Genomic DNA, 14201 nt, shown 5'->3' on the forward strand with positions numbered 1-14201 from the left:
CGAATCGATGGCGGCGGCAGGCCAGACGGCGCACAAAAGCGCAGCTGCCGCACGGAATGGACCGTGCGACGGCTGCGCCTGGGTGAGATGCGTTTAGATCAGCTGCAGCAGCCGCCACCGCAGCAGGAACCGGCGGCCTCGTCGGTTGTCGCGTCGGTAAGCCCTTGGAGTTGGATGGTGGGTCGACCGGCTGCATCGGTGTACACCGGCGGGATGATGGTGGTGTTGGTGTCGCTCATGCGATTTTCTCCTCTGATCTTTCGGTGAGTATCTGGTTGAAAGCCTGGGTAAAAGTAGCAGGATCCTGCGCGCCGGAGATGCCGTACTTGCCATCGATGACGAAGAATGGAACGCCCTGGATGCCGTATTCATTGGCCTGCGCGACATCCGCCTTGACATCGGCCAGAAAGTCATGCGCGGTCAGCGCCCGCACCACGTCCGCACGATCCAGGCCGATTTCTGCGGCCAGGTCGGCCAGATCCTCGATCCGGCCGACGTGACGCCCATCGATGAAGTAGGCCTTCAGCAGACGCTCCTTCATGTCGAGTTGGCGACCGTGTGCCTTGGCGTAGTGCAGCAACTCATGGGAGATGACCGTATTGGTCTGGTGCACCGAATCGTAGTCGTAGTGCAGGCCCACGCTCTCGGCGATGCCGGTGACGCGCTCGAGCATCTCGGCGACCTGCCCGGGAGACATGCCTTTTGCTTCGCTCAGGTACTCAGACGGCGTGCCGGCGTAGTCGACCGGGGTGTCGGGCGCGAGCTCGAAGCTGTGATATTCCACCTCGACGGTACCGTCGAATTGGGCTGCGCCGGCCTCGAACTTGCGTTTGCCGATGTAGCACCAGGGGCACTGCACATCAGACCAGATATCGACCTTGATCGGGTCGGAATTTCGGGGTGCAGTCGCTGCGGTCGTATTCGTATCAGTCACCTTCGTCACAACGGAGGGCAGTGTCTGTGTATTCCCCGCTCGGAATATCGGCAGGCGGTATTCAGACCGTTGGAGTATCGACGGCGCCGCCATAGCGGCGGTTGCGTGAAGCGTAGAGCTCGATAGCGTGCCAGAGGTCGACGCGGGTGAAATCCGGCCACAGCGTGTCGAGAAAGACCATCTCGGCGTAGGCGCTCTGCCAGAGCAGAAAGTTGCTCGTACGCTGCTCCCCCGAGCTGCGCACGAACAGGTCGACGTCGGGCAGCTCCGGCACGTACAGCTGCCTGGCGATGGCCTTCTCGGTGATACCGGACGGCTTCAGCCGGCCAGCGGCGATATCCTCGGCCAGCGCCCGCACGGCATCCGTTATTTCGGTGCGACCGCCGTAGTTCACGCACATGGTGAGGGTGAGCACATCGTTGCCGGCGGTGAGCCGCTCGGCGAACTGCAGTTCGTTGATAACGGATGCCCACAGCTTCGGTTTGCGCCCGGCCCACTTGATACGTACGCCCCAGTCGTTGAGTTGATCACGGCGGCGGTGCAGTACGTCGCGGTTGAAGCCCATGAGAAAACGCACTTCCTCGGGCGAACGCTTCCAGTTCTCGGTGGAGAAGGCGTACACACTGAGCTGCTTGACGCCAATCTGGATAGCGCCGGCGACGATGTCGAGCAGGGCTGCCTCGCCGGCCTTGTGTCCCTCAATGCGGGTCAGGCCCTGGCCGTTGGCCCAGCGGCCGTTTCCGTCCATGACGACGGCGACGTGCTCCGGTACGACCTTGCGGGGCAGTTCGGGCGGATACAGACCAGTCCAGTCAAGCGGTTTGAACGCGACGGCGTCGCGGTGAGTGAACGGGGCGTGCGATGAACCTTTGAGACCGAACAGACTCGCCATCATCGAGCGACGTGTTCCAGCGAGCGAAGCCCGCGGCCCAGGTGCCACTGGGTGTAGGCGGCAACGACGCCGGCCGCCTGACTCTGGGTGCGTTCGGGCGATTCGGCAGCGTGCTCCCAGTCGCCGGTCAGCAGCGCACTGAGCAGGTCGATGGTCGCCGCATCCAGCCGGGGCGATCCGGGTGCGGCGCACTCGTCGCAGACGATGCCGCCCATCTGCACGACCATGGCGCTGTGTCGACCACCCGCGCTGAGCTCGCCGCGCGCGCCGCACCGGGCGCAGTCCTGAAAGCTCGGTGCCCAGCCAGCCATTGACACGGCGCGCAGCAGGTAGGAGTTGAGAGTGAGGTGGGAACCGTGTTCCTGTCGGGACAGTGATCGCAGCGCGCCGACGAGCAGCAGGTATTGCTGCAACGACCCCTCGGATTCGGTGAGTTTGTCGGCGGTCTCGACCATCACGCTCGCGGCGGTGTAGCTGCCGTAGTCGGCGGTGATCAGGGCGCCGTACGAGCCGAGCGACTCCGCCTGGGTAATGATATCGAGGCTGCGGCCCTCATAGAGCTGCACGTCGGCGACCATGAACGGCTCGAGCCTGGCCCCGAATTTGGAGCCGGTGCGGCGCACACCCTTGGCGACTGCACGCACCTTGCCGTGTTGCCGCGTGAGCATGGTGACGATGCGGTCGGCTTCACCCAGCTTGTGGGTGCGCAGCACGACGGCTTCATCTCGATAGACAGGCACACACAATTATCCCACTCTGCCGCTGGGAGTGCGGCCACGGCGCGGGTACCCGCAGAACGAATGCCGCGCTTCACCGATTTTTTATCACTAGTCGCTGCTGGCTATGGATTTTCGGACCGGACGGGGGGAGACTTGTTGGCATATAGTCCCCGTGGTATGGAGGTTTTCATGAAACCAGTCCAGGGCAGCCTGCCCGACATTATGCCTGTGCTTTCGCGTGGCAAACATCGCTCTCCCAAAAGTGGTGGATGCTTCATGGAATTCGCTTCCTACCTCGCTGGCGAGTCCTGGAGCGACCACCCCGCGTGCACCCACCCGGAACTCGCCTCGCTGGCGCGAATGGTCAACGACTGCAGTTCAGACGAGGCCAGGTCGCGCCTCGCGCTGCTCATTCCGTCGGTCATCGGCCTGGCCGGATCCGACAAGAGGATCGAAGTCGTGGTCGCGCTGCGGGCCGGCTGCGAAGCGCTTCCGGTGGCCAGCCTGGAACGCCAGCGCGCGCTCGCGGTGGGCGTGCTCACCTGTGAGCGCACCGCATCCGTTCTCGATCCGGCGCTGGCCGAGCGGATGCGCCCTCTCATTCGGGCCGCCCTCGATGAAGCGACCGATGCCGAGCGCTGGGCTCGCGGCTTCATCGGCAGTGTGCATTCGTGGTCGCGCACCAAGTTCACTCCGCGTACCGCCGACACGATCATTCGCGTCGCCGTGCAGGGTATCGGAGAGGCCTGTATCGGCGACCCGGACGCCCGGTTGTATACCCTGCTTGATCACGCGATCAACGATTGCAGGGAGCTGCTGGGAACGCGCCGCCCGAACCGAACGGTGTATCTGCCCGCGCTGGCCTGATCACCCGCTCACCGCCCGCATCTAGATGGTGCTACAAAAGCCCAGACCCGCACCGACGGGACTGGGCTTTCGTGTGTGCAAAAAGCGGATGCTGCGGTGTCAGACGGCGGCCAGCTCCAGGTCGCCGACCTCGGCACGGATGCCGCGGTTGACGGCGGAGACAACCGACTTGAGCGACGCGGTGGAGATGTCCGCGTCGATGCCGACGCCCCAGTACCGCTTGCCGTTCACGTCGAGCTCGACGTAGGCGGCCGCCTGCGCGTCGCCGCCCGCCGAGAGGGCGTGCTCAACGTAGTCGTACAGCGTGATCGCGATGCCGCGCTCGGCCATTACCCCAAGGAACGCGTTGATCGGGCCGTTACCGTAACCGGTGGCCTGCGCCACGGTGTCACCGTCGCGCAGTTCGACCGAGAGATCAACAGTGCCGGAGAGGTCGCTTGAGGTGCGGGTGGAGTGCAGTTCGAACCTGCCCCACTTGGCTTCGGGATTCTTAATCGTGGCCGGCAGATACTCGTCGTTGAAGATATCCCAGATCTGCTCGCTCGTCACCTCGCCGCCCTCGGCATCGGTTTTGGCCTGCACAACGCCGGAGAATTCGATCTGCAACTTGCGGGGCAGGTCGAGGGCGTGGTCGGTCTTCAGCAGATATGCAACGCCGCCCTTGCCGGACTGCGAGTTGACCCGGATCACGGCTTCGTAGCTGCGTCCGAGATCCTTCGGGTCGATCGGCAGGTAGGGAACGGCCCAGACCAGGTCGTTGACGGTGCAGCCCCGCTTGGCCGCGTCGGCATCCATCGCTTCGAAGCCTTTTTTGATGGCGTCCTGGTGCGATCCGCTAAAGGCGGTGAAGACCAAATCGCCAGCCCACGGGTTGCGCTCCGGTACCGGCAGCTGGTTGCAATACTCGGCCGTACGTTTGATCTCATCGATGTTGCTGAAGTCGATCTGCGGGTCGATGCCCTGCGTGAACAGGTTGATGCCCAGGGCGACGAGGTCGACGTTTCCGGTGCGCTCTCCGTTGCCGAACAGGCAACCTTCGATGCGGTCGGCGCCGGCCAGGTAGCCGAGTTCGGCGGCGGCGATGGCGGTGCCGCGGTCATTGTGCGGGTGCAGCGAGATGAGGATGTTCTCGCGCTGGGTCAGATGACGGCTCATCCACTCAATGGAGTCGGCGTACACGTTGGGGGTGGCCATCTCCACGGTGGCCGGCAGGTTGACGATGACCTTGCGATCCGGGGTGGGCGCGAGAATCTCGACGACCTGGTTCGTAATGTCCACGGCGAAATCGAGTTCGGTGCCGGTAAAGCTCTCCGGGGAGTACTCGTAGTAGATGGTCGTGCCGGGAATGGTGGCTTCCATCTGCTTGCAGAGACGAGCTCCGAACAGGGCCAGGTCGATGATGCCCTGCTTGTCTTCGCGAAAAACGACATCCCGCTGCAAAATGCTGGTCGAATTGTAGAAGTGCACGATGGCCTGTTTGGCACCCGTGATGGACTCGTAGGTGCGCTTGATCAAGTGCTCGCGTGCCTGGGTGAGCACCTGGATAGTGACGTCGTCGGGAATGGCGTTCTCGTCGATGAGGCTGCGCACGAAGTCGAAGTCGGTCTGGCTCGCCGAAGGAAAGCCCACCTCGATCTCCTTGTAGCCCATGCGCACGAGCAGATCGAACATGATGCGCTTGCGCTCGGGGCTCATCGGATCGATCAGCGACTGGTTGCCGTCACGCAGGTCGACCGCGCACCAGCGCGGGGCAGCCGTGATGTGTTGGCTCGGCCAGGTACGATCGCTCAGTTCGACGGCGAACTGCTCGTGGTACGGGCGGTAGCGGTGGATCGGCAGGGTGGATGCGGTCTGATTGTTCTTCATGATCCTGTTCCTCGTGGTGTCGTACAGCCAACGACAAACGCCGCGACGAGGGAGGCCTTTAGATTAGGACTCGTCGCGGCAGCTAAGGAGGAGCGACCCGTTCAACACATTTTTTAGGCTAGCACCGTTTGGCGTGGTTGCGACCACGTGCCGAATATGGCTCCGGCGAGCGGATGCTATTGGCCGAGTCCGCGCACCAGGGTCACCACTTCTCGCACCGACAGACTGGGCAGGTAGGCCCGAACCAGCGCGAGACCGATCTCGGGCAGAGCCACCGGGTCGGGGTACGCCATGAAGACCGGCGCAAACTCTGGCTGGAACTTGCTCTTGAACGCCAGGAGAGATCGAAACCCGTACACGGGCTCGAGTGTGCGACCGAGGTACTGGAGCAGACCGGCGGCGATGCCGCCCTGTCGCGGGTCGGACGATGGGGCGAGCGGCGCTACCGACAGGCTGAGAAACTCAATCTCCGGGCGTTCCTGCATACGCTGCGCAGTTTGGGCGATCAGAAATTCCATGACGCCGTTGATGCTGTCGGGACGGCGACGCATGAAGTCGAGTGTCCAGCCGACTATCGCGCCGTCCCGGTAGGTCGGCAACCAGCTGGTCACGGCGTGCACGCGGTCTGCGCTGTCAACGGCGAGCATGAGACTCACGGCGGGGTCCCGCAGTTCGTCGAGGCCGCCGAGTGTGAACCCCAGTTCGGGGAGTTCCTTCTCCTGGACCCACTGCTCCGAGATCTCCGCGATTTGTGTCATCACCGCTAGCGACAAGGCCGGGTAGCTGGTCCAGAGCGCCCGTACCCCGGCACGGTCAGCGCGATTGATCGACGAGCGGATGTCCTGCCATTTCTTTCCTGTCGTGCTCCAGCTGCTCGGCCGCAACAGCGTCTCCTCCCCCACTTGCATGGTCGGCCAGCCCATCGAGGCGAAAACGGCCTGCCAGCTCTCGTGCACGCTGTAAAAAACCGGAACCCAGCCGTTGTCGTCGCACATGCGAGCAAAGAAAGCGACGGCCTCAGCGGCCTCGGAGCGCGGTCCGATCGGCTCGGAGGTCGTGATGGCGATGCCGTTGACTACCCGGTAGGCGATGGCCGTGCGTCCGCTCGCGGTGAACCATAGCGAATTGCCGGTCCAGGTGGTCATGTAGCCGAGCGATCCGCCGCCAAAGGTGTTGAGCACGCTGCGCAGTCGTTCCGACGCGTCGGCGGTGGATCCGGTCACGACGCTGCGTAGGCAGACGATTGCGCCAACGAAGACGACGATCCAGAACATGGCGCCGACGCTGTCGTAGAGGGCGGCGGCCACCGAATCAATCGGGAGAAAAGAGACCCGTTCGAGCCGCAGAAAACCGACCGGAATAAACCGCTCCGGAACATCCGCTATCAAATCGAGCAGCGTGACGGCGGGTCGAAAATGTGCCTGGAGCAGCCAGCCCAGACCCACGTAGGCTGCGGCGAGTCCGATCAGGCTGCCGAAGGTGACGAGCAGAAACCGGCGCTGCTGGCCGGTGCGGGAGGCGACGGGAAAGTGACGCAGATTTGTGAGAATGGTCACCGCTACGAGGAGCGGCACGAGCACCGACACCCCGAGGATGAAGGTGACCTCCCAATACCGGCCGGACTGCCATTGCCAGACGTAGGGTTGCCCGGAGATGGGCAGCAACCCGAAGTACCAGCCGGCGAGAAGAGCCAGCCCGATGTTGATCGTGATGGCGAGCCAGGCGGCGAAGCGGCGTCCGCGAGCCAGCCCGAACGCTGCAACGACGAGGGTCAGCAGGGGAATCAGGCTCACGAGTACCGGGCCGGCACCGCCAATGCGTTCGAGGCTGAGTTCCTGCACACACTGCCGGGTGACATCCCCCAGCAGGCAACGATCGACAACTTCGCCCGCGGTCGGAACGTCCTGTGTGAGCAGCAGGCCGAGCGGGGCGAGCAAGCCGAACCGGGCGCCGGAAAAGATCGTGATCACCGGACCAACGGCGACCATGCCCACGATCGCCGCGAGCAGGGTGCGGGTTTCGTGATCAGAGCTGCGTCGCCAGCCGCTGACTCGCGGCGTCGGCCGCCCGCGCCATCCGATACCGAGGCCGACCAGCGCGGCGAGCAGGCGATACAGGTCGGACGGTTGGCCGGAGTACAGTGCGAGCACGAGCACGGTCGACAGTCCGAGCACGCGGATTCGGCGGCGCCAGAGCGGCCCGGCGAAGTAACTGGCCGCCATCGCGCTGCCAAAGATCGGGGTGAACGGATCAATTGCCCAGAGTTCGCTGACTTCACGCGACCACATCTCACCGCCCGCTACGCCGAGGTATTGCGCGCCGATCCCGATGAAAGCTCCGAAAGTGGCTGTGACGAGAAAGGCGACGGCGGTGCGCCGCGTACCCATCAGGCGTTCGGCAAACCCGAGCACGCTCAGCGCTCCGGCCAGCGCGAGCAGCAGTTCAGCGCCGTTGTCGACGAAGAACACCGAGGTCAGCGGCGACCACCAGTGGCCGTGGTCGATAACCGACTCGTAGCCCGTACCGACTAGCAGACGGATGCCGCGCGCCGGTCCGGAGGCTGCTCCCGTCGCAAGGCCCACCGCGAGCAGGGCGACGGCATAGCAGACGGAGAAGGGTCGCTGGCCGGCCCATCGGAAAAGCGAGTGCCAGTTGGAGCCCCTCGCGGGCTCGCGCCCCGGCGGGTCGAGCGCGATTGTGTCGCTCGTGATGTCGTTGGTGGTCACCGCGTCATCGCAATCACGGTCGGCGCGAGCAATGCGGTACGTGCGGCGATGATTGGCAGGGCCGTGGTCCAGGCATACTCAACGGTTCGCCAGTCGTGTGCGGTACCGGGTGACTCGAAGAGGTGGGTATCGACGCCGGCGCGCTGGGCGGCATCCGCTAGCCCGCGCAACCCCGGCAGAAAGCGCATATCGTCGTCACCGACCACAAAGATGGCGCCGAGATTGGCATAGGGCTGGTGGGCGGCGAGAATAGCGGAGGGCGCAGCGGCGGCGTAGCGGGAGGCGCTGCCACCGAAACCGGATTGCACGGTGTGCGCTTCATTTCCGTTGCTGGGAACGAGCTCTCCCGAGATGTCCAAGATCGTACTGTAGAGCTCTGGATGCGCAGCGCCGAGTTGAATGGAACACGTGCCGCCCTGCGAGAAACCCGCGATGGTCCACCCGGCGGGTTTGGCAGTGACGTTCAGGTGCGACCTGATCCAATCCGGAACGTCGACGGTGAGGTAGCTGGCTGAATTGCCAAGCGCTGAGTCGACACACATCGGGTTGTTGCCTGGCGCGCCGAGTTGATCGGGAACGACAACGATGGGGGCGAGACCGGAATGCGCCCGCGCATAAGTGTCGAGAATATCCGCCAGCCGGCCGGCCGTGAACACGTCGCTCGGGCTGCCCGGCTGCCCGGAGAGCATCTCGACCACGGGCAGGGCCGGCGGGTTCGCGTGCTGCGCCGCCGGCGGCAGATAGACCAGCGCGTCGCGGGAGACGAAACCCGAGATGGTGGCCGGGATGGTAACCGTGCCGACGACGCCGGATTCGTTGGATGCCGTGTTGGTTGCGGCATTCGCTGAGTCGGGATGTACGGCCGCAGTCTGGGCAGCGTGTGCCTGCGCGGTTGCGAGGGCCGCATCAAGTGGCGGGTAGCTTGCGAGCCCAAGGGCGACACGCAGGGTGGGAAATTGACCGACGTCTGCGTTGATTCCCGCCGCAGTGCTGAGCAGGCAGAGCCCGATGGTGCCAACGGCGACGCCACGGCGCCATCGCACCTGGCCGCCGAGATTCAGCACGACCACGGCAAGGCTCGCCCCGAGGGCTGCGGTCCAGAGGCGGGTGCCGGTGGAGAACGAGACACCCCACGGGTCCCAGACGTCAGTGATAAACCAGGCCAGGGCCCAACCGCCGCACGCACCGACGAAGGCACCAAGGACGGTGGCCACAGCGCGACGCACGCCGGACGGGCTGAGCAGCACGAGCAGCAAGGCGAAGCCGGTGACCGCGTAGAGCGTTCCGAGCAGGGGCGCGTCGATGAGGCTGATATCGAGCGGGCTGAGAGCCGAAAACAGCGAGTCCATCGAGAGCCTCCGTCATCACTCTTGCACCACCCGCTCGTTTCGTGGGCGGGCATCGCTGAGTTACCAGCCGGCACTCGGCCAAGTCATGGCCGAGTGATAGCCCACGCACAGCGGGCGAGCGGATGCCCGGCGGTGCGCGCGCTGCGAGCTCGAGACTCGACCCGATCAGGATAACGACGAGCGCGATGATGATCACCAGGATCGCTCGCCAGGTCTATGGGTCGGTAAAGGTGGCCAGGACCGACGCCAACAGCAGGGTCACGATGCCCGGGGCGAGCAGAGGCCACGAGCCGTTCCACGCACTGGCCAGCTGTTGAGCGTGCCGTCACTCCGGCGGCCAAATTCTGGAGGCACGCGCGCAGCATGCCCCGCGCACCCTTCAGGATCACGGCGCCAGCCGCAATCAGGAAGATACCCAGGGGCAAGGAGAACCACTCGACCCGCAAATCTCGAGGACTCCTTGCCATGATTGACGTGACGAAAGCGAGGGCGAAGATGAACCACGCGGGTGGCAAGCTGGTTAGGTGGGTGCGCAGCCGCCAGGCGATGATGATCCTCGCGATGAGGTACCCGAGCAAGAGTGCCCACATTGCCCAGATCGTGAACCAATCACGCTCGATCGCACTCCAGACAGCGACGGCGACGTAGACGGCGGAGAGCGCAGACAACCATCGAGTGCGGGCAAGCCGTGACTCTTTCGGGGCCATCGAGCGGATGGCGCACGTGATTGAACCGTAACGTCTCGCTGCACTCAGATAGGGGCGCTCGTGCGAGACTGGGAGTTCACCTTCGCTCACGGCTCTGCGCCTGCGTCCCCATCCAGCTCTGCTTCGGCGCCTCCAGTTACGCCCGTGCCGGTGGCGGTAAATCAATGTGTGATCGAAGCGAAGGAGTATTAATGTGTGGGATTTTGTAGGGGCTCAGTATGAGCAGATCCTGTTCAGCAGCTGGCAGCACTTTAGCCTCGTCGTGCAATGCCTGATCCTGGCAACAGTCATCGCCGTCGTGCTGGCCGCCGTCGTTTACCGAAGTTCCGCGCTCACCGGGATCGCCAACTCGGTATCGGCCATTGGCCTGACCATCCCGTCGTTTGCGTTCATCGGGCTGCTCATCGCGCCGCTCGGCTTCGGCGTCGTTCCAGCCGTCATTGTCGTGGCGTTCTTTGCTACTCTGCCCATTCTGCGCAACGCGGTCGTGGGCCTGGCGGGGATCGCACCATCGATCGTGGAATCCGCCCGCGGCATCGGCATGAGTCGGTTCCGCACGCTCCTGCAGGTGGAACTGCCAATGGCGTGGCCAATCATCCTCACAGGCATTCGGGTATCCGCTCAGATGGTCATGGGAATCGCCGCGATCGCCGCATATTCCCTCGGCCCAGGCCTGGGCCGATTCATCTTCTCCGGCCTCTCCCGCCTCGGCGGTGCCAACTCCCTCGAGTCGGTGCTGACGGGTGTCATCGGTGTGGTCGTGCTTGCTCTTATTCTTGATCTCCTTCTCGTCGGCCTTGGCCGCCTGACCACACCCCGAGGTATCCGTGTCTGAACTCATTGCATCCGACAACGCAGAATCCACCAGCACCGATGGTTCAACCACCCTGACCGGAATCACCGGTGCGAGCATCCTGCTGGACCACGTCACCAAGCGTTTCCCCGGCCAAGCGCGCCCCGCCGTCGACGGTCTGACCATGGAGATCCCGGCTGGCAAGATCGTCATGTTCGTCGGCCCGTCAGGCTGCGGTAAGACCACCACCCTCAAGATGATCAACCGACTCATCGAACCCTCCGAGGGCCGCATCGTCGTCGACGGTGACGATGTCACCGACATGAACGGCGACACTCTGCGCCGAGGCATCGGCTATGTCATTCAGGCCGGGGGGCTCTTCCCTCATATGACGGTGGCCACCAACATCGGCCTCGTGCCGAAAATGCTCGGCTGGGACAAGGCCCGCATCGCCGCTCGCGTCGATGAACTCCTTGAGCTCGTCTCCCTCGACCCGGCGCTTTACCGAAACCGATACCCCAAGGAACTTTCCGGCGGTCAGCAGCAACGCGTCGGTGTGGCGCGCGCCCTCGCGGCCGACCCGCCGGTGCTGCTTATGGACGAGCCGTTCGGAGCCGTCGACCCGATCACCCGCCTACGCCTGCAGGACGAACTACTTAATATCCAGGAAGAACTGCAGAAGACCATCGTCTGCGTTACCCACGACTTCGACGAAGCCGTCAAGCTCGGCGACTGGATCGCCATCTTCAACGAGGGCGCCCAGCTCGAACAGTACGACACCCCGGAACGCATCCTAGGCGACCCGGCCAACGAGTTCGTCGAAAACTTTATCGGGTCCGGCGCCGGCCTCAAACAGCTCACCCTTACCCGGGTAGCAGAGGTTGGATTCGGCGACGCCGTCGTGGGAAACCCCGGCGAACGGGCAGCGGATGTCCTGGCCCGCCTCATCGACGCCGGCCACGGCCACGCGGTCATCGTCGATGAGCGTCACCGTCCCATCCAGTGGCTTTCCCGGCGTAAACTCGGCCGCCTCGAGGTCATCAGCAACGTTCCCGACCCGAAACTTCCGGTCGTCGGCTACCGTGCCACGCTCAATGACGCACTCGACACAATGCTCGTCTCCAGCGCCGGGGCCGCGCTTGTCACCGGCCGCCGCGACATGTTCAAGGGCGTCATCGACGTACAGACCGTCATGGACGCCATTACCCGGTCACAGACCGCTGCCGTGCTCGAGTCGGACCAAGCACCCGTCGGACTAAACACCGGCGTGTTCCAAGCCCAGGCGCCTGCCGCCGACGCTGACCTGAACGAGACCGATAACAACGGCGCCGATGCGCAGGCCAGTCAATGAGCACCCGCGCCCAGACTTCAGAAGCCGGCATTGCCGGCGGCGACTCCGTCGTCGAAGCACCCGGCGATCCGGACGCGCCGGCCGTACCGGTCAGTCACGCCCGCGCGGTATGGCAATCCTGGCGGGGACTGGTCTACCAGCTAGCCGGCATCCTTCTTGCGTTCTTAGCGCTTATCATCTGGCTGCTAACGGCCAACCTCACGCCGATCGAACTCACCACGCTCGCCCCGGACGCACTCTGGATCTACACCGTGCAGCACATCCAACTCACCCTCCTCGCCGCGGCGATCGTGTTGGTCATCGCCATTCCCCTGGGAATCGCCCTGACCCGGCGACCGCTGCGGTTTCTGACCGCTCCGGTGCTCGCGGTCGCCAACGTCGGGCAAGCCGCCCCAGCGATCGGTGTCGTCGTACTCCTCGCTTTCTGGGTTGGCTTCGGCTTTTGGGCGGCGACGCTGAGCCTCGTGCTCTACGCGGTACTCCCGGTGCTGCGCAACACCATGGTTGGCCTGCAACAGGTCGACGGCCGACTTATCGAAGCGGGGCGTGGCATGGGGATGACCTCCACTGCCGTGCTCTTTCGCGTAGAGCTTCCTCTCGCCGTGCCGGTCATGCTGTCGGGCGTGCGTACCGCCCTGGTTCTACTCGTCGGCACCGCAGCCCTCGCCACGTTCGTTAACGGCGGCGGACTCGGCATCCTCATCACCACCGGCGTCAATCTCAGCCTCACCCCCGTGCTCGTCACCGGAGCTTTACTCGTGGCTCTGCTTGCCCTCCTCATCGACTGGATCGGCCGCGTAGTAGAACACGTTGCTCGTCCGAAGGGACTCTAGATGCACCTCCCCGCTTCGCACACCGGCCGCGGACACCCCGGCCGCAGGACTCTGGCAGCGGGTGTCCTCGCTTTGTCCGCGCTCGCCCTGACCGGCTGTGGGCTGCAGCCAGCGACCTCATACGTTCCTGCGGTTGGACCCGGTTCGATCACTCCGCTCGACGGCGCCGAGGGTGTCAACCTCACGGTCACGTCCAAAAACTACACCGAGCAGCTGCTGCTCGGCAAGATTGCCGTGCTCGCCGGGACCGCTGCAGGATTCGACGTCACTGACCTCAGCAATGTGCCCGGTAGCCAACCGGCCCGCGAACTCATTCTTTCTGGCCAGGCCGACGTACTTTGGGAATACACCGGCACCGCCTGGCTGACCTATCTCGGTCAAACAGAAGTGATCACCGACCAGAAGGAAATGTGGCAAGCCGTGCACGACATCGATCTCACCAATGGTGTCACCTGGGGCGCACCAGCACCGATGAACAACACCTACGCCCTGGCTGTTCGCAGTGAGGCAGTCGCCGAGCTCGGCGGCATTACCGCCATGTCCGAACTCGCCTCGCTGCCCATCGAGGACCGCACTTTCTGTGTCGAGGCCGAATTCAACTCCCGCCCAGACGGCATGAACCCCATGCTCACCCACTACGGGCTGAACCGTGGCGCCGCCGACAGCGTGCCCGACAACAACATCGGCATCTACGACACCGGTGCGATCTACAGCGCGACCGATGACGGGGCCTGCAACTTCGGTGAAGTCTTCACGACCGACGGTCGCATCGACGCGCTCGACCTCACCGTCCTGACCGATGACCTCGCATTTTTCCCGGCATACAATGTGGCACCGATCTTCTACACCGAAACACTCGAGGCCCACCCCGGCCTGGAAAAGATCTTCGCCGAGATATCGCCCAAACTCACCGACGAGGTTCTGCGCGGCATGAACCGTGAAGTTGACGTCGACGGTGCCGAACCCACAGATGTGGCCTATGCCTGGATGATCGACGAAGGTTTCATCACCAACCCGGTCAGCTAGCTAACTAGCCTGACACAGGCAGCACCGGCGCAGTGCAACCAGGTCTGGGTCGGCGATATTTAATGCCGACGTCGGCATTAGATGTCCTATGCCGACCTTGGGGCTATGCCGATGTTGGTTGTAATGGTGCTGGTCAGA

Annotated in this window: 13 protein-coding genes; 5 read left to right on the forward strand and 8 right to left on the reverse strand. The window is 64.0% G+C overall.

Translation table 11 applies throughout. The features are described from left to right. Positions 1-98: 98 nt before the first annotated feature. The 4 genes from CXY70_RS17690 to recO all read right to left on the reverse strand — a co-directional run bounded on the left by CXY70_RS17690 (position 99) and on the right by recO (position 2566). Positions 99-239: a hypothetical protein gene (locus CXY70_RS17690; RefSeq protein WP_158250881.1), complete on the reverse strand. Its 141-nt coding sequence runs from the start codon at positions 237-239 to the stop codon at positions 99-101. Beyond that, positions 236-934, reverse strand: a complete 699-nt coding sequence (locus tag CXY70_RS01770) for a DsbA family protein (RefSeq protein ID WP_233205678.1) — start codon at positions 932-934, stop codon at positions 236-238. The genes CXY70_RS17690 and CXY70_RS01770 overlap by 4 nt, the downstream gene beginning before the upstream one ends. Positions 935-995: 61 nt before the next feature. Beyond that, positions 996-1829, reverse strand: coding sequence for an isoprenyl transferase (locus tag CXY70_RS01775; RefSeq protein ID WP_233205679.1), 834 nt, complete (start codon positions 1827-1829; stop codon positions 996-998). Next, the gene (gene recO / locus CXY70_RS01780) at positions 1826-2566 is read right to left on the reverse strand and encodes a DNA repair protein RecO (RefSeq protein WP_104190680.1); all 741 of its coding nucleotides are present in this window, start codon (positions 2564-2566) and stop codon (positions 1826-1828) included. Before recO ends, CXY70_RS01775 begins: the two co-directional genes overlap by 4 nt. A 255-nt stretch (positions 2567-2821) precedes the next feature. Here recO and CXY70_RS01785 point away from each other — a divergent pair, with 255 nt between their 5' ends. Beyond that, complete coding sequence (locus tag CXY70_RS01785) at positions 2822-3412, forward strand: hypothetical protein (RefSeq protein ID WP_199183337.1); 591 nt, start codon at positions 2822-2824, stop codon at positions 3410-3412. 99 nt (positions 3413-3511) lie between these two features. Here the strand turns inward: CXY70_RS01785 and leuA are convergent, their stop codons facing one another. The 4 genes from leuA to CXY70_RS17455 form a co-directional block, all read right to left on the reverse strand. Continuing rightward, on the reverse strand, positions 3512-5278 hold the full coding sequence (leuA, locus tag CXY70_RS01790) for a 2-isopropylmalate synthase (RefSeq protein WP_104190681.1): 1767 nt from the start codon (positions 5276-5278) through the stop codon (positions 3512-3514). A gap of 176 nt (positions 5279-5454) precedes the next feature. Continuing rightward, positions 5455-8004, reverse strand: coding sequence for a bifunctional lysylphosphatidylglycerol flippase/synthetase MprF (locus CXY70_RS01795; RefSeq protein WP_233205680.1), 2550 nt, complete (start codon positions 8002-8004; stop codon positions 5455-5457). Next, positions 8001-9353, reverse strand: a complete 1353-nt coding sequence (locus CXY70_RS01800; RefSeq protein ID WP_104190682.1) for an esterase family protein — start codon at positions 9351-9353, stop codon at positions 8001-8003. Before CXY70_RS01800 ends, CXY70_RS01795 begins: the two co-directional genes overlap by 4 nt. 83 nt (positions 9354-9436) lie before the next feature. Continuing rightward, positions 9437-10150: a hypothetical protein gene (locus CXY70_RS17455; protein WP_146066028.1), complete on the reverse strand. Its 714-nt coding sequence runs from the start codon at positions 10148-10150 to the stop codon at positions 9437-9439. Between the two features lie 103 nt (positions 10151-10253). Here CXY70_RS17455 and CXY70_RS01815 point away from each other — a divergent pair, with 103 nt between their 5' ends. The 4 genes from CXY70_RS01815 (at position 10254) to CXY70_RS01830 (ending at position 14063) form a co-directional block, all read left to right on the forward strand. After that, positions 10254-10895, forward strand: coding sequence for an ABC transporter permease (locus CXY70_RS01815; protein ID WP_104190685.1), 642 nt, complete (start codon positions 10254-10256; stop codon positions 10893-10895). Positions 10896-10956: 61 nt separating this feature from the next. Further along, a complete protein-coding gene (locus tag CXY70_RS01820; protein ID WP_104190698.1) occupies positions 10957-12204 on the forward strand; it encodes an ATP-binding cassette domain-containing protein in 1248 nt (415 codons plus the stop codon). Then, a complete protein-coding gene (locus CXY70_RS01825) occupies positions 12201-13037 on the forward strand; it encodes an ABC transporter permease (protein ID WP_104190686.1) in 837 nt (278 codons plus the stop codon). The genes CXY70_RS01820 and CXY70_RS01825 overlap by 4 nt, the downstream gene beginning before the upstream one ends. Further along, positions 13038-14063 (forward strand): glycine betaine ABC transporter substrate-binding protein, encoded by a 1026-nt coding sequence (locus CXY70_RS01830; RefSeq protein WP_104190687.1) that lies wholly within the window; start codon positions 13038-13040, stop codon positions 14061-14063. Positions 14064-14201: the final 138 nt, after the last annotated feature.

The organism is Cryobacterium sp. Y82 (genome assembly GCF_002929495.1).
In the GTDB taxonomy this organism is placed as follows: domain Bacteria; phylum Actinomycetota; class Actinomycetes; order Actinomycetales; family Microbacteriaceae; genus Cryobacterium; species Cryobacterium serini.